At 53.7% G+C, this 23,649-nt stretch carries 22 protein-coding genes; 8 read left to right on the forward strand and 14 right to left on the reverse strand.

Features of this window, described 5'->3' with window-relative positions:
* Positions 1-18: 18 nt before the first annotated feature.
* The 4 genes from ppc to ypfJ all read left to right on the forward strand — a co-directional run bounded on the left by ppc (position 19) and on the right by ypfJ (position 5,488).
* Positions 19-2,634 (forward strand): phosphoenolpyruvate carboxylase, encoded by a 2,616-nt coding sequence (gene ppc / locus SD69_RS00340; RefSeq protein WP_041521619.1) that lies wholly within the window; start codon positions 19-21, stop codon positions 2,632-2,634.
* Positions 2,635-3,478: 844 nt separating this feature from the next.
* Complete coding sequence (locus tag SD69_RS00350; RefSeq protein WP_269745029.1) at positions 3,479-3,946, forward strand: DUF1697 domain-containing protein; 468 nt, start codon at positions 3,479-3,481, stop codon at positions 3,944-3,946.
* Between the two features lie 66 nt (positions 3,947-4,012).
* Positions 4,013-4,528, forward strand: a complete 516-nt coding sequence (locus SD69_RS00355; protein WP_232301122.1) for an AAA family ATPase — start codon at positions 4,013-4,015, stop codon at positions 4,526-4,528.
* 75 nt (positions 4,529-4,603) lie between these two features.
* Entirely contained in the window at positions 4,604-5,488 is an 885-nt protein-coding gene (gene ypfJ / locus SD69_RS00360; RefSeq protein WP_041521621.1) for a KPN_02809 family neutral zinc metallopeptidase, read from the forward strand.
* Here ypfJ and SD69_RS00365 read toward each other — a convergent pair.
* The 3 genes from SD69_RS00365 to SD69_RS00375 all read right to left on the reverse strand — a co-directional run bounded on the left by SD69_RS00365 (position 5,485) and on the right by SD69_RS00375 (position 8,259).
* A complete protein-coding gene (locus tag SD69_RS00365; RefSeq protein ID WP_041521622.1) occupies positions 5,485-5,904 on the reverse strand; it encodes a GFA family protein in 420 nt (139 codons plus the stop codon). The genes ypfJ and SD69_RS00365 overlap by 4 nt on opposite strands.
* A gap of 50 nt (positions 5,905-5,954) precedes the next feature.
* Positions 5,955-6,611: a glutathione S-transferase family protein gene (locus SD69_RS00370; RefSeq protein ID WP_041521623.1), complete on the reverse strand. Its 657-nt coding sequence runs from the start codon at positions 6,609-6,611 to the stop codon at positions 5,955-5,957.
* A gap of 205 nt (positions 6,612-6,816) precedes the next feature.
* Positions 6,817-8,259: a helicase HerA-like domain-containing protein gene (locus SD69_RS00375; protein ID WP_041521624.1), complete on the reverse strand. Its 1,443-nt coding sequence runs from the start codon at positions 8,257-8,259 to the stop codon at positions 6,817-6,819.
* 181 nt (positions 8,260-8,440) lie between these two features.
* Between SD69_RS00375 and SD69_RS00380 the strand changes: the two genes are divergently transcribed.
* Positions 8,441-9,007, forward strand: coding sequence for a TetR/AcrR family transcriptional regulator (locus SD69_RS00380; protein WP_041521625.1), 567 nt, complete (start codon positions 8,441-8,443; stop codon positions 9,005-9,007).
* Here SD69_RS00380 and ybaK read toward each other — a convergent pair.
* Complete coding sequence (gene ybaK / locus SD69_RS00385; protein WP_041521626.1) at positions 9,004-9,480, reverse strand: Cys-tRNA(Pro) deacylase; 477 nt, start codon at positions 9,478-9,480, stop codon at positions 9,004-9,006. The two genes, SD69_RS00380 and ybaK, sit on opposite strands and share 4 nt — an antisense overlap.
* Before the next feature lie 231 nt (positions 9,481-9,711).
* Between ybaK and SD69_RS00390 the strand changes: the two genes are divergently transcribed.
* Positions 9,712-11,850: a marine proteobacterial sortase target protein gene (locus tag SD69_RS00390; RefSeq protein WP_198144032.1), complete on the forward strand. Its 2,139-nt coding sequence runs from the start codon at positions 9,712-9,714 to the stop codon at positions 11,848-11,850.
* A complete protein-coding gene (locus SD69_RS00395) occupies positions 11,834-12,496 on the forward strand; it encodes a class GN sortase (RefSeq protein WP_052480766.1) in 663 nt (220 codons plus the stop codon). Before SD69_RS00390 ends, SD69_RS00395 begins: the two co-directional genes overlap by 17 nt.
* 35 nt (positions 12,497-12,531) lie before the next feature.
* On the opposite strand, the gene SD69_RS00400 is transcribed toward SD69_RS00395, so the two are convergent.
* On the reverse strand, positions 12,532-13,332 hold the full coding sequence (locus SD69_RS00400) for a type 2 periplasmic-binding domain-containing protein (RefSeq protein WP_041521627.1): 801 nt from the start codon (positions 13,330-13,332) through the stop codon (positions 12,532-12,534).
* Between the two features lie 282 nt (positions 13,333-13,614).
* Here SD69_RS00400 and dauA point away from each other — a divergent pair, with 282 nt between their 5' ends.
* A complete protein-coding gene (gene dauA, locus SD69_RS00405) occupies positions 13,615-15,372 on the forward strand; it encodes a C4-dicarboxylic acid transporter DauA (RefSeq protein ID WP_052480767.1) in 1,758 nt (585 codons plus the stop codon).
* Between the two features lie 37 nt (positions 15,373-15,409).
* Here dauA and SD69_RS00410 read toward each other — a convergent pair whose 3' ends face one another.
* The 9 genes from SD69_RS00410 to SD69_RS17900 all read right to left on the reverse strand — a co-directional run bounded on the left by SD69_RS00410 (position 15,410) and on the right by SD69_RS17900 (position 23,521).
* Positions 15,410-16,348, reverse strand: a complete 939-nt coding sequence (locus SD69_RS00410; RefSeq protein ID WP_041521628.1) for a hypothetical protein — start codon at positions 16,346-16,348, stop codon at positions 15,410-15,412.
* Entirely contained in the window at positions 16,345-16,686 is a 342-nt protein-coding gene (locus tag SD69_RS00415) for a PadR family transcriptional regulator (RefSeq protein WP_232301123.1), read from the reverse strand. Before SD69_RS00415 ends, SD69_RS00410 begins: the two co-directional genes overlap by 4 nt.
* A gap of 130 nt (positions 16,687-16,816) precedes the next feature.
* Positions 16,817-17,791, reverse strand: a complete 975-nt coding sequence (locus SD69_RS00420; RefSeq protein WP_041521629.1) for an ATP-binding cassette domain-containing protein — start codon at positions 17,789-17,791, stop codon at positions 16,817-16,819.
* Positions 17,778-18,440 carry a molybdate ABC transporter permease subunit gene (gene modB / locus SD69_RS00425; RefSeq protein WP_041521630.1) on the reverse strand — a complete coding sequence of 221 codons (663 nt, stop codon included), beginning with the start codon at positions 18,438-18,440 and terminating at the stop codon, positions 17,778-17,780. Before modB ends, SD69_RS00420 begins: the two co-directional genes overlap by 14 nt.
* The gene (gene modA, locus SD69_RS00430; protein WP_041521631.1) at positions 18,437-19,141 is read right to left on the reverse strand and encodes a molybdate ABC transporter substrate-binding protein; all 705 of its coding nucleotides are present in this window, start codon (positions 19,139-19,141) and stop codon (positions 18,437-18,439) included. The genes modB and modA overlap by 4 nt, the downstream gene beginning before the upstream one ends.
* A 79-nt stretch (positions 19,142-19,220) precedes the next feature.
* Entirely contained in the window at positions 19,221-20,072 is an 852-nt protein-coding gene (locus SD69_RS00435; protein WP_084591439.1) for an ABC transporter ATP-binding protein, read from the reverse strand.
* A 9-nt stretch (positions 20,073-20,081) separates the two neighbouring features.
* Positions 20,082-21,068, reverse strand: coding sequence for an ABC transporter permease (locus SD69_RS00440; protein ID WP_041521633.1), 987 nt, complete (start codon positions 21,066-21,068; stop codon positions 20,082-20,084).
* A 51-nt stretch (positions 21,069-21,119) separates the two neighbouring features.
* On the reverse strand, positions 21,120-22,532 hold the full coding sequence (locus SD69_RS00445; protein ID WP_157471583.1) for a CmpA/NrtA family ABC transporter substrate-binding protein: 1,413 nt from the start codon (positions 22,530-22,532) through the stop codon (positions 21,120-21,122).
* A gap of 419 nt (positions 22,533-22,951) precedes the next feature.
* Entirely contained in the window at positions 22,952-23,521 is a 570-nt protein-coding gene (locus tag SD69_RS17900) for an ANTAR domain-containing response regulator (RefSeq protein ID WP_052480768.1), read from the reverse strand.
* Positions 23,522-23,649 lie beyond the last annotated feature (128 nt).

The raw sequence follows: 23,649 nt of genomic DNA on the forward strand, positions 1-23,649 counted from the left end.
TGGCTATGGAGATAGTAGATGCAACAGCTACCGGAAACCCTGCGGGAAAACGTCCGATTATTGGGCGAGCTGCTGGGCGAGACGATTCGCGAGCATGAAGGCGAAGAGCGTTTTGCCAAAATTGAAGATATTCGCCAGCTGGGCAAAAGTATCAACCAAAGCGAAGACGAAGACTCCAGCGCCTTGGTAGAGATGCTGGGTGAGCTGGACGACAACGACATTCTGCCGATTGTCCGGGCGTTTAATCAGTTTTTGAACCTTGCCAATATCGCCGACCAAGAGTACGGCGCCAGTGCCGAAGCTGAGCCCGAAGACGGCTTAAAAACCATGGTGCTGGATTTTGCCGAAACCTACGGCAAAGAAAACCTAATTGAGGTGATGCAAAAACTCAGCATCGAGCTGGTGTTGACGGCGCACCCCACCGAGGTAACGCGTCGCACACTGATCCGTAAATACGATCAAATTGTTAACACTCTGTCCGATCAACAGCGCGGCAACCTGCTGTCGTTTGAAAAAGACAAAGTGGTGGGGCGGTTGCATCGTTTAGTGGAAGAGATGTGGAGCACCGATGAAATTCGCGGTGAGCGCCCAACGGCCGTCGATGAAGCCAAGTGGGGCTTTGCCGTTATTGAAAATAGCCTTTGGCAAGCCGTGCCAGATTTTATCCGGCATATGGACCGCATTTGTAGCCGCCATTTGGGCCAGAACTTGCCCATCGATTTACACCCTTTTAGCTTTTACTCCTGGATGGGGGGCGATCGCGACGGCAACCCCAACGTCACCCACGACGTTACCCGCGAGGTATTACTGCTGGGCCGCTGGATGGCCGCCGAGTTGTACTTAAGCGATGTGCAAAACCTGTACGGCGATTTAAGTATGCACGAAGCAAGCGCCGAGCTGCGGGAAGTTGTCGGTGACAGCGAGACGCCGTATCGCGATTATCTGGCCGGACTGCGCAGCCAGATTCAGGCGACCCTGGATTGGGCCGAGGCGACGTTAAAAGGGGAAGAGCCCTCGCGCCCGAAAAATCTGATCGAATCGCGCGACGATTTATTGGCCCCATTAATGATGTGTTATCGCTCATTAAAAGAGGTGGGCTTACCGCACATCGCCAACGGACCCTTGCTCGACACGATTCGCCGGGTGCACAGCTTTGGTATCAATTTAGTGCCGCTGGATATTCGTCAAGACGGTGAGCGTCACGTTAAAGTCATGGACGAGCTAACCCGCTATTTGGACATGGGCAGCTACTTTGACTGGAGTGAGGCCGAGCGTCAGGAATTCTTGCTCAAACATTTAAAAGACAAGCGCCCATTGTTGCCAGCTGAGTGGCCGGTGAGTGGCGAAGGTCGCGAAGTGCTGGCCACCTGCAAAGTCATCGCCGGCGAGCCGCGCGAAGCGCTGTCGCAGTACATTATCTCCATGGCGCAACAACCCTCCGATGTTCTGGTTGTGGCACTGCTGTTAAAAGAGTGCGGCATGGGCTGGAATATGCCGATCGTACCTTTGTTTGAAACCCTGGACGATCTTGATCGCTCCGCCGAGGTAATGGAGTTGTTGTGGCAACTGCCTTGGTACAAAGAATACACCGATGCCAAGCAAACCGTGATGATCGGTTATTCCGATTCGGCCAAAGACGCCGGGAAATTTGCGGCGACCTGGGCGCAGTATAAATCGCAAGAGCGCTTAGTGGCGCTGGCCGATCAGTATGGCATTGATTTGATTCTGTTCCACGGTCGTGGCGGCACCGTAGGCCGTGGTGGCGGCCCGGTAGAAAAAGCCATGGCCTCGCAGCCTCCGGGTTCGGTAAAAGGCAAGATCCGGGTGACCGAGCAGGGCGAGATGATTCGCTATAAATTCGGTTTGCCGAAAGTCGCCTTTAGCAGTTTCTCCACTTATGTGGCCGCTACCTTGCGCGCCACTATGGAACCGCATTCGGCGCCCACCGATGAATGGCGTGATTTAATCGAGCGCATGGCACAGGCCAGCCTCGAAGGGTACCGCCGTGTGGTGCGCGGCCATCCGCAATTTGTGCCTTACTTTCGCTCACTCACACCCGAGCAAGAGTTGGGCTTGTTGGCGCTGGGCTCGCGTCCGGCAAAACGTAAAGCCACCGGCGGTATCGAAAGCCTGCGCGCTATTCCCTGGGTATTTGCCTGGATGCAGGTGCGTTTAAACCTGCCTGCGTGGCTGGGTGCGCGCCAGGCCCTGGAGTTTGCCCTGGAGCAAGCCCCTGCTACCCTGAACGACATGGTCGACAACTGGCCGTTCTTTTCGTCGTTCCTGGATTTGCTGGAGATGGTGATCGGCAAGGCCGATGGCCCCATGGCCGCTTACTACGAAAAACAGTTGGTCCCCGAAGAGCTGCACCAGCTGGGGCAGCAAATGCGCGCCGACCTGGCCGCACTTGAGGTGCTGATTAATCGTATCAAGCGTCAGGACGAACTACTCGATTCCGACCCGATCCTACGTCAAACCATTAGCGTACGTAAGCCTTATATCGACCCGCTAAATTATTTGCAGGCCGAGCTGCTTAAGCGTCACCGCAGCGGCAAGCCCTTTAGTAAAGAGTTAGAGCGCGCACTTAAGGTAACCATGGCCGGTATCTCGGCGGGGATGCGTAATACGGGTTGATTTGGATGCTTGGATGCTTGGATGACGGTTCACGGGAAACGGTGAACGGGGGGAGATGGCTATGGCTGTCTCCCCCTTTTTTTGTTGGGGGAGTTTGACGTTGAATGTTCGGGGTCTGATGCTTTTGGGTATTTCGGCGAAGCGTTTTGTTTCACTTTGCCCGAGGGGTAATATTAATAGAGGTAAGGTCTTTCTAAGTAATTCAATGGCTCAATGTAGCTTGTGCGACAGAATAAAGACAATTAACTTACGTATACTAATTGATAGTAGCTGAGCTAACCTTTCGGTAAGAATGTTACAAATGATGGTTTTCCCGCTTTTTCAAGCGCCTTTATTTCTAAGTTAATCCAGATTTGAGTGGGTATTGGTTGGTAGAACAACCTGTCTAAGGCGCCTTAATTAGCTGTTATATGGTTTTTAGTATGGAAGTGCTTTCTAATACGTTGCTAATAATTGGAATGGTGAGCGGTGGCGTTTTTACACCCCTTAGCATTTTCGTGCTTCATAGCTTTGAGAAAAAGCTTGGAAAGAGACCGCCAGCATTCAATTTTTGGCCATTCTATAAAGAGTTAAAGGAGGTCTACCCAAATGCTGCCAAGGTAGGATCGATTCTTGAGATCGCTTCAATGGCTTGTTTCGTAGCTTTCTTCGCAATTAATTACGTTGGCAAGCAGTGAGAGTCCGTAGTTTTTTACCCATATAACCAAACGTATCAGTACATCATCGCAAGGGAGATGAGGTGCGCGAAAAATCCGTCCATGTGCGCGGTGTTACATTATAAAGAGCCATACATGACGTTATACATAGCATTCTTTCGCGGTTTAAATGTCGGTGGAAAAACATTATTCCAATGAAGGGCTTGACGGGGCTCATGGAGTCGTGTGGTTATCAAAATATTAAGACGTATATACAAAGCGGTAATGTTGTATTTTACGGTGTAAAGGAGCCGGGGTTAGATATCGTCTCTGCGGTTGAGCGTGAATATGGGTTTAAGCCGGATGTTTTGTTTCTGCAGAAGTCAGAGCTACTTGATGCTATCGAGCATGGGCCTTTCAACTCAGAAGAGGGTAAAACGTCGCATGTCTATTTTTGTAAAAAACCGAAACTGGATCAGAAAAAGTTGAAAAAGTATGCAGCCGAATCCGAAAGGTATCACCTCAGCGGTAACGTGTTTTACTTGCATGCGCCCAACGGCATCGGCCGATCAAAACTAGTGGCTAATATAGAGTCGTGTTTAGGTTTAGGGACTATTGTGACAGGGCGAAACCTCAATACGATTTACAAGGTTTTAGATATGGTGCGCAATGCCTAACAGTAGGCGCCAGAGGGAGTTTGGGGGCGGCGCTCTTTTGCGAAGAACTTTGCGAGGTACAGCACTTTGACTCTTGATGGTAATGTATTGGTTTCGGTAAAAAAGGGAACCCTTACCTTCTTTTGCGGCAAGATGGGCGCCGGTAAGTCGACGCTGGCCCGGCAACTTGCTGCCGAGCAAGGCGCTGTGTTGCTTAGTGAAGACGACTGGCTGGCGGCGCTTTATCCCAATCAGATATTAACCTTAGCGGATTATGTCGCGTGCTCGGCCCGGTTAAAAGCGCCGGTTAAAAAGTTGGTGCAGTCGATACTGCTGGCGGGTACGGATGTGGTGATGGATTTTCCGGCCAATACTCAGGCGCAGCGGGCGTGGCTGAGTGAGGTGTTTAGCGAGGTCGGGGCCGAGCATTGTTTGGTGTATATCGACTTGGCTGATGATGTTTGCCTGAAGCGCATCGAACAGCGCCGCCTTACTGAGCCCGGGCGGGCGCATACAGATACGCCGGAGATGTTTGCGCAAGTGACCCGCTACTTTGAGGTGCCGTCGCCTGCCGAAGGTTTTACTCTCAAAGTGTATGAATAATCCGTTTAATGGCTGCAGTAGAGGACTTTAGACGCTATTCTTAAGGCTCTTGGGTAATGCATCAAGGAGTGATCCATGCGCTGGCAAAACCGCAGACGCAGTAACAATATCGACGATCGGCGTGGGCAGCGGGTAACGGGCACCCGCGCCGGTGGCGCACCTTTGCTGCGGCTGCTGCCGCTATTGTTGGGGCGCAAAGGTGGCAAATGGATACTGCTTATTATTGGCGGTTTGTTTGTCGCCTCGTACCTTGGGGTGGATATCCCGTTTCTATCGGCTACCGGGCCGGCCGGCCAGCAAAGCGCTGCTTACCAACCCAGCGCCGCCGAGCAGGAGCTGGCGGAGTTTACCGCCGTGGTGTTGGCCGATACCGAGGACACCTGGACGCAGTTATTTCAGCAGGCTGGTCGCACCTATCAAAAGCCCACACTGGTACTGTTTAGCGGGGCAGTACAGTCGGCCTGTGGCCAGGCCAGCTCGGCGGTAGGGCCGTTTTATTGTCCGGCCGATCAGCAGGTGTATATTGATTTAAGCTTTTATCAGGATCTAAAAAAACGGCACCAGGCGCCGGGGGATTTTGCGCAGGCGTATGTGATTGCTCACGAGGTGGGCCACCATGTGCAAAATCTTCTGGGTGTCTCCAGGATGGTGAATCAGCGTCAGGCGCAAATAAATCAGGTGGAAGCTAACCAAATGTCGGTACGCCAAGAATTGCAGGCCGACTGCTTCGCCGGTATTTGGGGCCACTACGCAGACCGTTTTAGGCAGCTACTTGAGCCTGATGATTTGAACGAGGCCTTGGTGGCAGCGGCCGCTATTGGCGATGATCGCCTACAGCGCGAAGCGCGCGGTTCGGTACACCCCGAGAGTTTTACCCACGGCACCTCAGAGCAGCGCGTGCACTGGTTTAAAGTGGGCTTTGACAGCGGTGATATTGCCCGGTGCGATACGTTTAATTAGCGGGGGACATCGGTTTCGTCTGTCGGTCCTTGTGCACACTTAGGTGCTGTTAGGGCGGCCTCATACCAATGACCGCGCTCGGCCCAAAAAATATGATCTTGCGCTGCAAGGCTGGGCGAACGATCGAGAGAGCCGGCTTGGACCACCCAAGTGGCATCGTCATCTAAATAGGGTGCCGGGCAGCCACAGGTTTTACAAAAACCGTGGCTAATTTTACGGCCGGGTACGGTGTACACGCTGATATTATTTTCACCACTTTTCCACCGTAGGGCGTCGCGTTTTATAAACAAATTTGCGACGTTCGCTGCCCCGCTTATTTTTTGACACTGCTTACAGTGGCATAAATGAAACGCACTAAACTCATCGCGCACACTAAATTGTACCGCTTTACACAAGCACCCGCCGGAAATGTCCATAGCTCTACTCACATGCCTAACCGTGTTGGTTGGCGTGCCGGGGTGCTTGCCTACATTGACTCACTCATAGGCTTTAATACCGTTTTACCACTGGCACGCGATTGTAATCTGTTGGCGTACTCTAACAGCTGCGGGTGATCTCTGACCAGATTAATGCTGGCTGGGGCGTCTTTGTTGTAGGCCAGCATAGGCGCTAGCATGGCATCGGCGAGGCTAAACGTATCCCCAACCAAATAGTTTTTATCGCCTAGCTGTTGGGCAATAATCTTCAGAGCGTTTTCGGCACTGGGGCGATTAGCGGTAATGACATCCAGGCGCGGTTCGCCATTGTTGCCCTTTGGAAATACCAGCTCCAGCATAAACTGACGCACCACATAAAAATCAACGTAATGCGAAATTAGTGAGCACCACTGATCTATGTGTGCTCGCTCCCATCCGTTGCCGCCCTGTAAAGTCTCGGGGCCAAAAGTGCGATCTAAGTAGCGGATGACGCTGGCGGTTTCACACAGAGTGTTATTGCGGTGACGCACAATGGGTACTTTGCCAAAGGGGTGTAGTTTAAAGTGCGCCTCGCTGTGCATCTCAAACGGTTGCTTGTTAATGTTTTTTTGGTGTTGGTAGACGATGCCTTTTTCTTCACACACCAATGCCACTGTGCGCACAAACACACTAAATGGTGCTCCATATATTTGAACGATCTGGCTCATGGCTGGCTCCTTACGATGTAGTAGGGGGCCTGTAAACACTAATTGAGTCCACCTGATGGAAGTCACTTTTGCATCCAGTTAGACCCCATGAGCGCAGCGAGTGCTTTGGGTCTCGGCAACAGATTGGATTCAATTAGTGTTAACAGGCCCTAGAAGCGAGCCTAGCAATCACAACAGTATGTTCAAGAACATATTTTTGAGTGCTTTATTTTAATAAGGAGCCTAATAGCCCGCGCATAATTTTACGCCCAAAGCCACTGCCTAAACTGCGGGCGACACTCTTTAAGAAAGCCTCGCCGACACTTTGCCGAGAGGATCTTGCGCGTGATTTTTTGGGTTTTACGGTTTCTTTTTCGGCTCGCTCAGCAAGCGATTTTTGCCGCTTTTGTAGTATCTCGTGGGCGGATTCAGGATCTACCGCTGTTTTATAGCGGGCCAGTAGGGGGTCGGCTGCAATCAGCGAGTTGCGTGCGCTTTTACTGATAGGGCCTATTTGCGATCCTGGAGGCGCCATGGTAGTGCGCTCGACTACGCTGGGAATACCGCCCTCCTGTAGTGTTGATACCAGCGCCTCGCCGACGCCCAGCTCGGCAATCACTTGCTCGGTATCGAGTGCGGGATTGGGGCGAAACGATTGCGCGGCAACCCGCACCGCCTTTTTTTCTTTGGGGGTATAGGCGCGCAACGCGTGCTGGATACGATTGCCCAATTGCGCGAGTACATCGTCGGGGATATCGCTTGGGCTTTGGCTAATAAAGTAAATGCCTACCCCTTTTGAGCGTATAAGCCGGACGACCTGCTCGATTTTATCGACGAATGCTTTGGGACAGTCTTTGAACAGCAAATGCGCCTCGTCAAAAAATAACACCATGACGGGTTTATCCGGATCGCCTACTTCGGGTAAGTTTTCAAACAGCTCGGACATTAACCAAAGCAAAAAAATAGCATAGGTTTTAGGGGTGTTTATCAGCGATCGGGCATCCAGTATATTGATGATGCCGTGGGATTTATCGGTGGATATCAAGTCCTCAAATTCGAGCGACGGTTCGCCAAAGAAATCCTCCAGTCCTTCTTGTTCCAGCAACAGCAGGCGCCGGCGGATAGCGGCAATCGAGGCGGCGGAAATGCGGCCGTAGCTCTTCTGAATATCGGCCGAGTTCTCCTGAATGAAACTTAAGCTGGTTTTTAAGTCGTTTAAATCCAGCAGTAAAAAACCCTGATCGTCGGCATAGTCAAAGATTATGCTGAGTATGGCCTCTTGCGTATCGTTTAAATCCAGTAGGCGCGACAGCAATTGCGGCCCTAGGTCCGATAGCGAGAGCCGAACAGGAATCCCGCGGGTTGCGGTTATATCCCAAAAACGCACAGGGTTGGCGTCAAAACTAAAATCCGGTATGGCCATTTTTACCAGTCGGTGCTCGATTTTTTTATGCGGCTTCCCCGCACAGGCCAAGCCCGATAAGTCGCCTTTGATGTCCGTTAAAAAAACCGGCACCCCTATACGCGAGAAGTGCTCGGCGAGCACTTGCATACTCACGGTTTTGCCGGTGCCGGTGGCGCCGGCGATTAAGCCGTGACGGTTAGCCAGGGCCGCCAATAAACATACATTGCGGCCGTTAGTGCCGCCTAACACAAGTGGTGAAGCCATAGGTCTACCTCAAAGAATAGTCGACTTTGACTATAGACCAGATTGCCTGCTTGTTTGTTGAATAGGCCCGGTCGCGCTGTTGTAGGGCTCGCAGTCGTCTACAATATGTTAATGAACATATTGTAAGGGGCGGTATGATACTGACCTAAACCTAAGGCTTAATTACTAGGAGCCGTACATCATGGCATGGAGCAAAACTCACAAACCTCAGTCGCGGCAAGCCATTTTAACGGCCGCTGCCAGGCTGTTTACCGAGCACGGCTACGAGCGGGTAGGCATTGATGAGGTGATGGCCGCCGCGGGCTTAACGCGCGGTGCGTTTTACTCGCACTTTGCTTCTAAATCGGCTCTCTATGCCGAGGCCATTGGTGTGGCCGCGATACGCGCGCGAGATCATATTCTAGAGCGTACCCCGGCAACTCCCTGTCTAACCGATATTGCCGATCGCTATTTGAGTCGCGAGCGTGCCGCTGGCGGCCCCGATCGCTGCCCGTTGGCATTTCTGGCGACGGATATTCATCTGCGTAACCAACAGGTGCGAGACGCCTATGCTCGGGTATTTAAAGGGTTTGTAAGCAATATCGCCGGTGCCGATAAGCGCGATGAGCAAGACACCAGTGCTTTGCAGGCGGCGGTATTAATGGTGGGTGGCCTGGCGCTTGCCCGGGCGCTGGGCGATGACCCTATTGGCGATCAGGTGCTGGCCGTGAGTAAGCAAGCCATTGCGCAATTAACGCGCAATAGTTAATTTTTCGATTGAGCAATTGGCGCAAACGTGGCGCCACACAAGCGGCTTAAATCGATGGGCGATAGCTCGATCTCTAAGCCTCTTTGTCCCGCGCTGATCAATATACACTCGTGATTATGGGCCGAGCTATCGATATAGGTTGGCAGGCGTTTTTTCTGCCCTAGCGGGCTAACGCCGCCCAATACATAGCCGGTACTGCGCTGCACATCGGCCGGCTGCGCCATACTGACTTTTTTAACGCCAGCGGCGCGAGCCAATAGCTTTAAGTTTACGTTGCCACTGACCGGTACCAGCCCCACGAGTAACGCCCCCTCCAGGCTCTGAACCACCAAGGTTTTAAACACTTTATCGGCGCTCACATTAAGCTTTTGCGCCGCCTCTAAACCGTAGGAGGCACTGCTTTCGTCGTGCTGATACTCGTGCAAAGTGAAGGGCACTTTGTGGCGGGTTAGCGTTTTTACGGCTGGTGTCATGGGGCGAGCCTTGTTGCTGTGGCAATGGTGGCGGGGTAAACCTTTATGCTATGGCTTCGGATCATAACCGCAAATTGGGCCCCTCTCTAGGGGCACGCGATAAAGCGGCAGAGAGCCTATTGCCACAATTGATCACAATTGCCCATCACAATGCCTTATTTAGTCGCGGAAAAGGCCGATTGTGCTGGTGTACTGCCTGTAATGACACTCATCAGTACAGGGAGATTCACAATGGTTAATCAACAATGGCGAATTGCCGGGAGAATGTGGCGGTGGCTCGGTTTGGTTGTATTTTTCAGCTTTTGTACCCATGCCAGAGCCGGAGACGACTCTGGCCGGCTGGTAATAACGGCGGCGGAAGAGGGCACAGAGCTGCCCCAAAACCTTCAGGATGCACTGCACCTGCGCACTCACTTTGAGCTGGATGTGCAGGGGCTGCAGACGCGTGTGCTGGTGACACAAAGTTTTAAGAATCAAACCGAACAATGGGTTAACGGCACTTACACTTACCCGCTTGCCGAAGACAGTGCGGTAAGCCAGTTAACCATGGTGGTGGGCGAGCGCGTTATTGAGGGCGAGATTCAGGAGAAAGCTCAAGCGCAAAAAACCTTTGCCGCGGCAAAGGCGGCCGGCCAGAAAGCCACGTTAGTTGAACAGCAGCGGCCCAATTTATTTCGTCAGCAAATTGCCAATATAGCACCCGGTGAAACCGTCCGTATTAAGTTGGGGTACAGCCAGCAGGTGTTGTACGAGGCGGGCGAGTTTCGCCTGCGTTTACCGCTGACGCTCACGCCGCGTTATATTCCGGGCAGCGTTATTCCGGGTGCCGTAGATGGCGACGTAGCGGCCGGGCAAAGCTTAACCACAGGGGTGAGTGGCTGGGCGCTGGCGACCGATCAGGTGGCGGATGCCGCTTTCATAACGCCCGGTCAGCAGCATCTGACGGCGGGCGAGACACTCAACCCGGTGACATTGTCGTTAAAGCTAAACGCCGGCGTGCCATTGGCGCAGGTGCACAGTGCCACTCATAAACTGGATATTAATCAGCCCACCGGCGCGGATCAGGGGCAGCGCCAGATTCAGTTTGCGCGCGGTGAAGTGAGTATGGATCGCGACTTTGAAATTACCTGGCAGCCTCAACCACAAGCCGCGCCCGTGGCTGCGCAGTTTGTGCATCAATGGCAGGGTGACCGTTATGTGCAGTTAATGTTGATGCCGCCGCGCGATATCAATGCCGCGCAAAAAATGCCGCGTGAGCTTATCCTGGTGGTTGATACCTCGGGGTCCATGGCCGGAGACTCGATTAAGCAGGCGCGTGCCAGTGCCTTGATGGCATTGGATACCTTAACGGCACAAGATCGGTTTAATGTGATTTTGTTTGCCAGCGACACCCGCCCCTTGTTTGATCAGGCGGTGATAGCCAGCGATGCCAATGTGCAGCGCGCCCGTCAGGCACTTAAGCGTATGCACGCCGATGGTGGCACCGAAATGATGCCGGCATTAACCCGGGCATTTGATCACAAGGCAACCGAGCAACACTTGCAACAAATAGTGTTTGTCACCGACGGCAGTGTCGGTAACGAAGCGGCGTTGTTACAGCACATTCATCGCAACCTCGGCGATGCCCGACTGTTTACCGTCGCTATTGGTAGTGCGCCCAATCGTTTTTTTATGCGTCGTGCGGCTGATTTTGGTCGGGGCAGCTTTACTGAAATTGCCACGGCGGCGCAAATCGAGCAGCGCATGGCCGGTTTATTACAAAAACTAAAAACGCCTCTGGTTAGCGATATTAGCATCGACTGGCCTCAGCCGGTGGAGGTGTTTCCCCGTCGAATTCCGGATTTATATTGGGGCGAGCCACTAGTGGTAACGGCAAAGCTAGCGCCTTGGCCAAGCCGATCGCAGCCGCTTATTACCGTGCGCGGCACCAGTGCGGGTAAAGCGTGGCAGCGTCAACTCCCATTAAGTATGGCAACTACGAAAGAGTTAAGTGACGCAAAATCACCGCCGCTGTTGGCGCAGCGCTTTGGCCGCGAGAAAATTGCATTTTTAGAAAACGAGTTTTACATCAATGGTCGCGATAGCGCCGATGATGCCCGCGAGAAAATATTGCCGGTGGCGCTTAATTATCAGCTAATGTCCCGCTACACCAGTTTAGTCGCGGTGGACAATACCCCGGCGCGACCGCCAGAAGTGTCGGCTCATGAGAAGGCGCTGAGTAATGCCATGCCCGCCGGCGCCACGATGCAGGCGGTCGGTTATCCGCAGACGGCGCTGGGTATCACCTGGCACTGGCTGTTGGGCACGCTGGCTTTAATGGGGTTAATCGCCTTTGCTACATGGGAGGTGCGCTATGTACGAGCCGCGTAACTCTTCGGTTAAACCACTGCCGCTTTGGCATCGCGGTCGGTTGGTCATTAGCGGGCTGTTGCTAGTGGTGCTTATTTGGCAGTGGGGCAGTGCCTTCGCCATCGAGGCAAAAGCGCAATTAGCCCAGGTATTAATTGAGCGTGCCTGGCAGCAAAAGCTTGATGCTCCCGAGCTTGATGTCGCGCCCTGGCCATGGGCCGATACACAGCCGGTGGGGCGCTTGCAGTGGGTAGACGCCGCTGGCCGGGTGCGCAAAGATTTATACGTACTGGGCGGTGGTCATGGCGAGGCGTTAGCCTTTGGCCCAGGATTAATGCAAGTGGGTGCGGGCAGCGGTAGTAGCGCGCGCGTTATAGGCGGGCACCGCGATACGCACTTTGCATTTTTACAGCAGCTACAAGGCGGCGAGGTGTTGCGCTGGCAGGCAAGCGACGGTCAGTGGCGCCGTTACGTTATTAGCCAGCGCAGTATTGCCGATGCCGAGCAGGGCGACTTATGGATCAACCCGGATGCCGACAGCCTGTGGTTAGTGACTTGCTACCCGTTTGATGCGGTACGCGCCGGCGGGCCACTGCGCTACGTTGTGCGTGCCGATAGTGTCTCTCTGGATGCAAGCTACGCACACAACCGCCGTTTTACCCTGTAGCTAAAGTACGAGTTTGCGCGGTAAAGCTGTAACGTTTATGGCGTGTCTTGCTGGCGAAGCAGTGGTTTCGCCAGTTCGGGCATGAGGGTTGGGTCGGGGTGTTTCAGCACGATAATACGGGTGTTTTTATCGCGGATATGCCTAATGGTATCGCCAAAATATTGCTCGAGGAACTGTTCATGGCTGCCGTCTTGTATCAGTTGCTCAAATCCCTCGGCAATGCGGTGGGCCAGTTCGGGGTGTTTGCCGCTCACCTGGAACACCATCGCATGGGGGTAGTAAACGATCGGTTGTTCGGCAACGCTTAGTTCTGCTTTTAAGGGGCTTGCCGCGAGCTCTTGTTTTGCCTCAACGGCGCCCAATAACAAAGCATCAAAGCGGCCATAGTTAAGCATTTCAAACAAGTTGGTAAAGCGGCCGTTATCGTTTACGGTGTAGTGGTTAAAACGCAAAATTTTGGCGTCCTCCCAGCCTCGGCCCTGGCCTATTACTAAGCTGCGTAAATCATTGTCGGCCGCGGCTTTGGCAAAACGCTCGGCGTCGTTTGTGCGGATAATAGCGGAGCGATAACCAATAAGCCCCTTCATGGTTGGTTGGCGCACCAGCAGTATTTGTTGTTCGCGCGTGTAGTCGTCTTCGCGTAAACCCGAAACGTATACGTTGGCAAGTTCGCCATCGGCGATAACCTGCCGGCCGCGCTGGGTGCCTAGCGGGTCGTGCATTACACTGAGTTGATAGGGTGGGTAGTGTTGCTCGGTGCGCTCTAAGATGGCTTTGAGCAGAGCTAGCTCAAACTCCCCCCGGCCACTTTTACTGGCCCATAGTGACACACTCATAACGGGGGGTTGCTGCGCGCTGGTGTGTATGGTTCGGCGTACGCCACGGGTATGCCCAATAAACTAACATAAAAGCTAAGCCACAGTGTTAGCCGTTTAATGGCCATAGAGAGGTGAGTGGCGATTGATAAATACATAGCGTGGCTCGCTGCGCACTGTGCTGGTAGGCGGTTTGGTGATGCGCTGCTATCGATAGTATAACGCGTCACGGCTTGGTGCAACCGGCGCGCAGGGCGTGCTATTAACACGTATAATTAAAATCTTTAAGCACAAGGAGAAGCTATGTCGGCGCGGCGTCATCTACAGGGGTTGCAGGTTGCCAGTGCGCTGCGCGCCAGCTGCTTGCGCGAGCGCTACAGCCTGGATAAGTTTCGCGGTGACCTTATGGCGGGCCTCACCGTGGGTATCTCTGCTATCCCGCTGTCAATGGCACTGGCTATTGCTATTGGCGTGCCGCCACAGCACGGGCTGTACACCTCGCTGGTGGCCGGGTTACTTATGGCGTTGTTAGGTGGCTCGCGCTATTCGGTGTCGGGCCCCACGGCGGCTTTTGTGGTGATATTACAACCGGTGGTGCAGGCTTACGGCTTACCCGGCTTACTCCTCACCACTGTGTTGGCCGGCGGTTTTATTTTACTGATGGCTGTTGCCCAGTTTGGCCGGGTGCTCAGTTATATTCCTCACACGGTTACCTTTGGTTTTACCCTGGGTATTGCGGTGGTGTTGGCCACCTTGCAGGTGCCCGATTTATTTGGCTTGGTTTTAACCGAACCACTGCCTGATTTTTTCTTTGCCAAACTGTGGGAGATCGTGCGCCATATCCCCACCATTCACTGGCCCACATTAATGGTAACCGCGGTATCGTTTGCCGTGATGTACCTTTGGCCAAAATTAAAAATCCCGATTCCGGCCCATCTCATTACGCTGCTAGCGGGGGTGTTGGTGGCATTTTTACTATCGCATTGGGGGTACCCGGTGGCTACCATTGCCAGCTCGTTTGAGTTTCATGCCCACCCGGGGCATACCGCCTCAGGCATCCCTAATTTTTTGCCGCAGTTCGCTTTGCCCTGGCACGGGCTCGAGGGCAACTACTGGACTTTTGATATGTTGGGCGAGGTGTTGCCCCAGGCGTTAACCATTGCCCTGCTGGGGGCCATCGAGGCTTTGTTGTGCGCGGTAATGCTAGAGCGTATGACGGGAAAGCGTTATCACGCCAACGCCGAGTTGTTTGGTTTGGGTGTGGGCAATATCGCAGCGCCTTTTTTTGGTGGCTTTAGCGCTGCGCCCGAGCTTGCCCGCTCCACCACAAATTTTCGCGCCGGGGCCGCCACACCGCTAGCGGCGGTTATTCACACCGGCGTTATTGGTATATGTTTGTTGTGGGCTTCGCCCTACCTCAAGCATTTGCCCATGGCCTGTATGGCAACCTTGGTGGTTATTGTCGCCTGGCGCATGTGCTATGGCCGACAAATTGTAAATACCGTGCGTACTGCGCCCACTGCTGACGTGGTGGTGTTTTTGGTGTGCTTCTCATTAACGCTGCTGGTGGACATGGTGGTTGCCATTGGCTCGGCTGTGGTCATTGCGGCGTTGTTGTTTATGCGCGATATCGCCGCTATGACCAAAGCGCGAGATATTACCAAAGCGCTTAAACATGTACCCCGGCCGTTGCCTGAGGGCTGGCGGGTTATTAAAATATCGGGCCCGTTATTTTTTGCCGCGGCCGATAAAATTTTTGCCGAGCTCGATGAGTTTGCCAAAGAGCAGCAAGGGTTGGTGGTGCATATGGACGGTGTGCCGCTGCTGGATGCCGGTGGCCTGGATGGCTTAACCGGGTTTATTACGCGCTGTAAAAAACGCAAATGCCAGCTGATATTTTCCGATATTCAGTTTCAACCGCTCAAGGCGATGGTGCGCGCCGGTATTAAAGCCGAAAACGGCAACTTTACGGTGTACCCTATTTTGGCCGATGCGCTGGATGCCGTGCTCGATCAAGATCCACATCAGCCGCCGGTGACGGAGCCGACCGCTGAGAGTTAAGGTGTCCGGCTGCTGAAAGTTAAGGTGTAGAGTACCGTTATATCGCCCGATACAATTGAATTTTCTTAACGCTGTCGTACAAAGCAAAAAGTGCATAGGCTGCCATGGCTAGTGCAATCGAAAGACTGCTTATGGCCCACTGACTACTTGTCTCGCCCGTACCGATGACGATTGTCAGTGGTGCATCCCAGCCGTAAATCACCGCCATAATAATCAGCGATGGAATATACAGCGCCAGCTCTTCGATGATTTTACGCCGCGTCCAGTAAGGGAATAGTAATTTGCTTACTGCTAGCACAATGCTGCCCAGTAGCACGGCGTTAATCCAGGGCAGTAATGTTGCCCACTGATCGGAAAAAACAAATCCGATAGGATTGTCCCCCAAGCTTTGCGGTATCACGCGGTTTAACCACGCGGCAAAATATACGGTAACGACCAGCTCAAACGTCGTTGCTGTGCGGCTTATATAGTCGCCCTCGGCAATGACTTTAGGCAAAGACTCTGGCCGCCAGCGTGTAAAAATATCCGCGCGGCTGACTGATTCGCCCAGTAGGTAAAAAATTAAAGTAAGCCAGGCAAAACCGTACAGGCTTTTTTCCAAAATACTCCACAGCAGTTGCGGTAAAGCTTGCCATAGGCGCACTTCACCGGCTCCGGCAAAGGCGGCCACCATCAGGCACAGCTGCACGGCGGCGATGGCGATTACCATCCATTGCAGCAGTTGCCGGTAAATGGGAAATAAGCTCTCGCTCACCAGTGTGGGGCGCGGTTGAAAGTCGGCCGCCACCAACATGGGGTGGCCGCGTTCGCGCAGTAGCGCCTTCAGCTCGTCATCGGTAAGTGGGCGGCCCAAAGATTCTTCGCGGTAATCGCGCTCGTCTTGTAAGTCGCTTAATAACTCGTCCGCCACATCGTTTCTAACACTGGCAGGCAAGTGGGATTTAACCGCAAAAGTATAGCGCTCTAACCAGTTCATGGTGTTGTCTCCGTAATATTGGCAAGCGCTTTATTAAGGCTCTGCCATTCCATATTCATGGCCACTCGGGCAGAGTCTCCGGTTTTGGATAACCGATATACACGCCGTTTACGGCCCTCCTGCACTTGCCACTCGCTCTCGAGTAACGTTTGACTTTCTAATCGGCGCAGCAATGGGTAAAGTGTGCCTTCATCTACCTCGAGCCCCTGTTCTTGCAAAAAGCGTCGCAGCGAATAGCCATAGTGCGGCTGCACCAGTGCCTCCAGCACCGCCATCACTAGCAGGCCCCGGCGCAGCTCCATGGTTAATTTGGTCAATCGGTCTGGATCGTCTGGCAAAATTCCACCTATACTGTGTAGTGCACAGTATATACTATGTGTCACACAGTATTGTATTGTCAATAGGTTAATTGTGGCGGTTGAGTTATCGCGTAATCACAGGGGCCCCAGAGGGTAGGTTAACTGCGTGCTAGGCGCCTCTAATACCGTGGGCCTTAAATTGCGCGTAGGCCTTTTGTCCCGCCGCTAGAGCTAGTGCCTGAACCGCTCTGGGCGTAATAAGCGCATAGAGCTCATTGCCGTGCCAGTCCAGGGTGGCGATGATACTGGTATCACTCACGGGGTTCAGCGCGTTAATGGTGACGGCCAGGGTATTGGCAATACTGGAGGGGGTGGGTGGCTCGCGGGCGATGGAGACTTCGTGGGCATCGATACGAAGGCGATAAGTCGCCTCAGGCAGTGGGCCGCACTCCAGGCTATGACCGCGTACCAATACTTGCCCGTCGCCCGGCGGTTGATCCAGTGGCCATAGGGCGTAGGCGTTGTCTGGCTGCTCTAGAACGTGGTGTTTATGGGCCTCAGAGATCGGGCAAAGGGTTTGGCTTTGCCATTGGTACAGCCAATCGCAAGTGGAGGCTAAATCGTGCCACTGATGACTGACGATAATGGCCGCGAGTTGCCGCTCGTGCGCCCAGCACCGCAGGCAGTTAAGGGCCTCGCGCGCGGCGTTGGCGTCTAGCGCCGAGACGGGCTCGTCGAGCAGTAATAAATGTTTAGCGCACATAAACGCGCTGAGCAGGGCGACCCGCTGGCGTTCACCACCGGATAAGGTGTCGGTGTATTGCGCCTGCAATGGGGTGATGTGCAGCTCGCGGGCATAGGCTTGCCAGTCGTCAAAGCCGTGCTGAGCGGCCAAGGTGGCGAGCATGGTGTGTACGGTTTGATTGGGCCACAAAGGCGCGCCTTGCACGGCCCAGCCAAGGCCGCGCTTATGTGTCGGATAGCTTAGTAAGTTAGGGCTTTGCGAACACTGTAAAAGCCCTTGCCGACCGCAGGCGGTGGCGGTTAATAACTGGGTTTTACCACAGCCCGATGGGCCACTAATGCCCAGCCACTGCCCTGCCGGCCACTGCCAGTGATGGTCGTTTAACTTAAGCTGCCACACGGTGGTGTCTCCGGTGTCGCTGCCAGCCGTAAAGCGCCACTAGCAAGACGAATGAGGCGGCCAACAAGCCGCCGGCAATACGATGGGCCTCGGCAAAGTTTAAGGTTTCTACCTCGTCGAATAATAATATTGAGAGCACCTGAGTCTCGCCGGGAATATTGCCGCCTATCATCAGTACCACGCCAAATTCACCCACCGTATGGGCAAAGCCCAGTGCGCCTGCCATCACAAAAGCGTGGCTGGTGGCGGGTAAGACGATGCGTCTGAGCAGCTGCCAGGTATTGAGCCCCTGGCTGCGTCCCAGTTGCAGTAGGCGAGTATCCAGTTGGGCGAAACTGGCGGCGAGCGGTTGCACCACAAATGGCAGCGAGTAAATGACCGAGCCAATCACCAGCCCGATAAAACTAAAGGCCAGCCCCGACTGACTGAACTGCCCGATAGCGCCATCGGGTGCCAGTAATAACAACAGATAAAACCCCAGCACCGTGGGTGGCAGTATCAGCGGTAGCGCCACGACGGCTTCGGCCAGAGTGCGTAAATAGCGACCACGGCCCTGCGCCAGCCACCACGCCAGCGGTGTGCCGATAACGAACAGCACCAGTGTTGTCACCAGTGCCAGTTTGCAGGTAACCCAAATTGCGGCGTTCACGGTGTAGCGGCTAAGTATCCGTTTTGTTGTATTAAGTGCTGAGCTTCAGCGCTAAGTAAAAAGCGTAAAAACTCTGGCGCAGCGCCTGTGGTATCCAACACGCTGGCCGCTTGTGTTAACACCGGCGCGTGATCCAGCGAGTACCAGTGTAGCTCAGGCGCAAGAGTTTGAAAGCTGCTCGCTACCAGGGCGCATTCGGCGTTGCCGGTGGCGACAAATTGCAGCGCGCCGGCCACAGAGCCGGCTTGTACTTGTTTGGCTGTCATTGATTTGCCATATTGTTGCAGCCAGCGGGTGGCGGCGCGACCATAAGGGGCGGTGCGGGCATTGGCAAGCGCCAGGGTGTGGGCTTGGGTTAGTGCTTGAGCGCCAGAGCTGGCGGCAAACGCGCAGGCAGCCACGAGTTGCCCGCGGGCGTAGACGACGGGCTTGGCGCTTTTGGCGTTTGCATGCAGTGCCTGGGGGTAATCGGCATCGGCCGATAAAAACAACCCGAAGGGGGCGCCGGCGAGTATTTGCTGGGTAAGAGCGCCGGAAGGGCCGCTGGACAGTACAACCGAGGTATCGCTGTGTACTTGCCAGAGGGGCAATAGGGCTTCGAGCGTAGGCTTAAAGTTGCTTGCCACCGCTATGCGCAAAGGCTCGGCGGCCTGTAATTGGGCGGTCAAAAAAAGCAGCAGAGCGGCACTTAATATTCTCATGGATACCTACTAATAGCGGTGGCGCCCAAGGTGTAACGAGCGCCAGTATCCGCTATTGTGCCACAGAAAACCGGTGTGATCAGGCCGCGTGATGTTTGCTTTTGCCTGAGCTTCCGGCTGTGCCGCGGCGCGTTGCAATGGGCTCGACCTTGCGTTGTTTCTCGTACAAAAAGCGTAACACGGCGCTGCGGTAGTGGTTGTACTCAGGGTTGTCGGCTAGGGCCAGTCGGTCGCGCGGGCGCGGCAATTCGATATCGAGAATCTCCCCCACAGTTGCGGCGGGGCCGTTGGTCATCATAACGATACGATCGGACAACAGTACCGCCTCGTCCACATCGTGGGTAATCATAATAACGGTGTTGCCCAAATCGGCCTGAATCTCCATGAGCGAGTCTTGCAGGTGCGCGCGGGTGAGCGCATCCAAAGCGCCAAAGGGTTCATCCATTAGCAGCACTTGCGGCTCCATAGCCAGGGCCCGGGCAATACCAACGCGCTGCTTCATGCCACCAGAGATTTCATCGGGTTTTTTGTGTAAGGCATGACCCATTTGCACCAGCTCCAGGTTGTGCTCGATCCACTCACGCATCTCGCGACGGCTTTTGCTGCGGCCAAATACTCGCTTAACAGCCAGCTCAACGTTCTGGTACGCGGTCAGCCATGGCAACAGCGAATGGTTTTGAAACACCACGGCGCGTTCGGGGCCCGGCTCGTTAACCTCGCGGCCATTGAGCACAACGCCTCCGGTACTCGCTTGATATAAACCGGCGACGATATTCAGTACGGTGGATTTACCACAACCTGAGTGCCCAATGAGTGATACAAATTCGCCTTTTTTAATTTTTAAATCGACGTCTTTGAGGGCACAAAAAGGCCCTTTCGGGGTTGGAAAACTGATGCCTACGCGGCTGAGTTCTAAATGTACATTGTTCATAGTGATCTCCTAACGCATCACAGCGTTCTTGTCCCAGTTAACCCGGCTTTGCAACAGCAGTAGGGCGCGATCTAATAAAAATCCAATAAAGCCGATCATTAGCACAGCCACACAAATTCGCCCTAGCGAGTCGGACGAACCGTTTTGAAACTCATCCCATACAAACTTTCCAAGACCCGGGTTTTGCGCCAGCATCTCCGCGGCAATTAACACCATCCAGGCGATACCAAGTGACAGGCGTAGGCCGGTAAACATCATGGGGATTGAGGCGGGTAAAACGATGGTTTTAACGTGCGTAAGCCAGCCCAAGCGCAGTACCCGGCTAACGTTTTTTAAATCCTGGCCGATGCTGGCCACGCCGACAGCGGTGTTGACCATGGTTGGCCACAAGCAGCAAAGAGTAACGGTTACCACTGAGGTGATAAACGATTTGGCGAACATCGGGTCGTCGGTGACATACACCGCGCTCACCACCATGGTGACCAGCGGTAACCAGGCCAGCGGTGAAACGGGCTTAAAGATTTGGATAATGGGGTTGAGTGCACGGTACATGTTGTTACTTAAACCGATACAAATACCCAGCGGTATAGCAATTACTGTCGCCAATAAAAAGCCCGTCATTACCGTAATAAGGCTGGTAATAATCTGATCGAAAAATGTGGGGCGGCGGTTGAAGTCGCGCCATTTAATGTCGGCATCGGGATTGGCCGCTAATTTTTTTTCGTTACGCTCTTGTTGACGCTCGTAAAAGGCCGCCTCGCGTTGGTTCTCGGCTTGGTGTTCACTAAGTAGGTTATGCCACTGCTGTTTGACTTCAACGGGCCCCGGAAACGTACCGAGCGACGTGTCGACTTGTTGCGCACCAATGTGCCATAACCCCATAAACAGTAGCAGCCCAAGAATGGGTAGAGCGACTGCCCGGCTAATGGCCAGCCATTGTGTTTTACCGAGATCGGTGTGTTGCCATTTTTGGCGAATTGCGATGGCAGGGTTCATAACGGATTCCTCACAAACGGGCGCCGTTGCCGGCGCCACAGTGTTTAATGCTTACAGGGAGTCGTCGGCTTTTAAGCCAATGGTGAGTTTTTCCAGATAGGCATTGGGTTGGCTACCGTCGTAGGTAATGCCGTCGAGAAAATCAGCCTGTGGTGGTTTGATGCCGGTTTCGCTGGCAAAGGCCGGAAACTCGTCTGCTTTAGCGGCGCCGTCGGCGATCAAGGCTTTGGCCGCAGTCGCGTAAATGTCGGGGCGATAAACCTTCTTCGCGGTATCTAAATACCAGGCGTCGTCTTTGTGCTCAGAGATTTGGCCCCAGCGGCGCATTTGCGTCAAGTACCAGATGGCATCGGAGTAATAAGGGTAGGTGGCGTGGTAGCGAAAGAACACGTTAAAGTCTGGAACCTCGCGCTTGTCGCCCTTCTCGTATTCAAACGTGCCGGTCATGGAGTTTGCGATCACTTCGTAATCGGCGCCTACGTAATAGGGCTTGGACAAAATCTTAACCGCCTCTGGGCGGTTGGCATTATCGTTTGCATCCAGCCACTTAGCGGCACGAATAAGCGCCTTGGTTAAGCGTACCGTGGTGTTGGGGTATTGCTCTGCAAACTCTTTGGTAATGCCGAACACTTTTTCCGGATTGTTTTTCCAGATTTCGTAATCGGTAATAACCGGCACACCAATGCCTTTAAAAACGGCTTGTTGGTTCCACGGCTCGCCGACGCAGTAACCGTAAATCGTACCGGCTTCCATAGTCGAGGGCATTTGCGGTGGCGGAGTTACGCTGAGCAGCGCATCGGCTTGTAGCTGGCCGGATGTGTCGCCTTTATGGGGTGCGTAATAGCCTGGGTGAATGCCACCCGCCGCCAACCAGTAACGCAGCTCGTAATTGTGCGTCGATACTGGAAACACCATGCCTAAATTAAACGGTTTGCCTTCTTTTTGGTAGGCATCCACCACCGGCTTAAGGGCGTCGGCTTTAATGGGGTGAACCGGTTTGCCATCGGCTCGCTTGGGAATGTTGGGTTTCATTTGCTCCCAAATTTCATTGGAAACGGTAATGCCGTTGCCGTTTAAATCCATCGAGAAAGGCGTAATGATATGAGCCTTAGTGCCGTAGCCAATCGTTGCCGCCAATGGCTGGCCTGCCAACATGTGCGCGCCGTCCAGCTCGCCGGTAATAACCCGATCTAGCAATACTTTCCAGTTGGCCTGGGCCTCTAGCTCCACGTATAGTCCTTCGTCTTCGAAGTAGCCCTTCTCTAGAGCAATGGCGAGCGGTGCCATATCGGTGAGTTTAATAAAGCCAAACTTTAAGTCTTCTTTTTCGGGGTCGCCCACGGCCAAGCTTGGGCTGCTGATGCAGAAGGTGGCCGTAACCGCCAGCAGACACTTAGCGAATTTTTTACTGACCTTTTTTATCAATCGGGCCGACGGTAAGCCGGGTGCGTTGCGCTCGTTCATAAAAGCTCCATCCGTTTTTTGTTTGAGGTTGCTTGCACTTGTTTGAGTAATAAAAAAGGCGCACACCAAAGGCGACACGTAATTGTGCTGCCGTTGATGGACGCCTTTGTCCGCTGCCTGTGACCGCCGTTGGCCAGTGGCAGAAATTAATGGGCCGTTAAAATGCCGTTTGCACGCTTGTTATTTCAATTGTCGTGCCAGATATTAAATCGCCCATAATCGTGCAAGAAAATCATGCGTATAACCTATTTGCAGGGGTATATGCACAAGCCTGAGCCGGGCGGTTTTTTTTAAGGCACGGGTTTGTTCGTTTCTGGTGCGCGTGCGGATAGGGTTTGGCGATTACCGTTGGTGCAAAAGTGGGGCGCGGTGGTGCATCTGGGTGCGCGGCTGTGCTCTCGCCGCAGCTGGGGGGATCGCTAGGGTTGCAACAGTTGCTTGACGGATAATAATTGACGGGCCAGTTTGATCATGGGTAGTTGGTGTTGCATCGCTTGCCGGCGCAGTTGTTGGTAGGCGTCGTTCTCACTGCAGCCTCGGGTTTGCATTAGCATGCCTTTGGCTTTCTCGATGATGATTCGGTCGCTTAATTGCTGCCTGCACTGTTGCAGCTGCTGCTGTAGCTGTAGCGATTTTTGCTGTTGTTTGTGGGTAGCGGCCACTAGTAGGGGTAGGCTTCTGGCTGTTAAATCTGCACTGACGAAGTTGCTGGCGCCGGCGTCGATAGCGGCACAGGCATCTGGCTCGCTCGCTTGGTGGCAAATAATAATTGAGGTTAGCTCGGGGTTTGATAGCCGCGCAAGCCATAGGCTATTGGCAAATTCGCTCCAGCGATTGAGTTCGGCGACTAGTACCGTTGCCGTCGGGCAAAGCTCCGAGCTTTCGCTGAGGCTGTGACAGGCCAGCGGGCCATAGGTAGACGCCATTGGTTCTATGCAGGCTGCAAGACTGGTGGGGCCATCAACGGATGTTAGATATAGCAGCGTCACATGAAGCTCCTCAGGGTTAAGCATAGGGTTGCCGTTGGTTAGAGCAAAAGGCGTACCATCGAGCCGTTTAAGACGGCTCCCCAAAGCGGTGCGTCGCAGGCAGTGCGAAACTGGCGAAAATGTGCGGG

Origin of the sequence: Gilvimarinus agarilyticus (genome assembly GCF_000832015.1) — a bacterium.
GTDB lineage: Bacteria > Pseudomonadota > Gammaproteobacteria > Pseudomonadales > Cellvibrionaceae > Gilvimarinus > Gilvimarinus agarilyticus.

Excerpts from the sequence above, each read along its gene's own strand:
- SD69_RS00375 (WP_041521624.1), bottom strand. The coding sequence starts at position 8,259 with ATGGCTTCACCACTTGTGTTAGGCGGCACTAACGGCCGCAATGTATGT.
- SD69_RS00445 (WP_157471583.1), bottom strand. The coding sequence starts at position 22,532 with ATGAACGAGCGCAACGCACCCGGCTTACCGTCGGCCCGATTGATAAAA.
- SD69_RS00435 (WP_084591439.1), bottom strand. The coding sequence starts at position 20,072 with ATGAACAATGTACATTTAGAACTCAGCCGCGTAGGCATCAGTTTTCCA.
- SD69_RS00410 (WP_041521628.1), bottom strand. The coding sequence starts at position 16,348 with ATGAACTGGTTAGAGCGCTATACTTTTGCGGTTAAATCCCACTTGCCT.
- SD69_RS00440 (WP_041521633.1), bottom strand. The coding sequence starts at position 21,068 with ATGAACCCTGCCATCGCAATTCGCCAAAAATGGCAACACACCGATCTC.
- SD69_RS00365 (WP_041521622.1), bottom strand. The coding sequence starts at position 5,904 with ATGGACATTTCCGGCGGGTGCTTGTGTAAAGCGGTACAATTTAGTGTG.
- SD69_RS00400 (WP_041521627.1), bottom strand. The coding sequence starts at position 13,332 with ATGAGTGTGTCACTATGGGCCAGTAAAAGTGGCCGGGGGGAGTTTGAG.
- ppc (WP_041521619.1), top strand. The coding sequence starts at position 19 with ATGCAACAGCTACCGGAAACCCTGCGGGAAAACGTCCGATTATTGGGC.
- modA (WP_041521631.1), bottom strand. The coding sequence starts at position 19,141 with ATGAGAATATTAAGTGCCGCTCTGCTGCTTTTTTTGACCGCCCAATTA.
- SD69_RS00390 (WP_198144032.1), top strand. The coding sequence starts at position 9,712 with ATGGTTAATCAACAATGGCGAATTGCCGGGAGAATGTGGCGGTGGCTC.
- dauA (WP_052480767.1), top strand. The coding sequence starts at position 13,615 with ATGTCGGCGCGGCGTCATCTACAGGGGTTGCAGGTTGCCAGTGCGCTG.
- SD69_RS00380 (WP_041521625.1), top strand. The coding sequence starts at position 8,441 with ATGGCATGGAGCAAAACTCACAAACCTCAGTCGCGGCAAGCCATTTTA.
- SD69_RS00395 (WP_052480766.1), top strand. The coding sequence starts at position 11,834 with ATGTACGAGCCGCGTAACTCTTCGGTTAAACCACTGCCGCTTTGGCAT.
- ybaK (WP_041521626.1), bottom strand. The coding sequence starts at position 9,480 with ATGACACCAGCCGTAAAAACGCTAACCCGCCACAAAGTGCCCTTCACT.
- ypfJ (WP_041521621.1), top strand. The coding sequence starts at position 4,604 with ATGCGCTGGCAAAACCGCAGACGCAGTAACAATATCGACGATCGGCGT.
- SD69_RS00370 (WP_041521623.1), bottom strand. The coding sequence starts at position 6,611 with ATGAGCCAGATCGTTCAAATATATGGAGCACCATTTAGTGTGTTTGTG.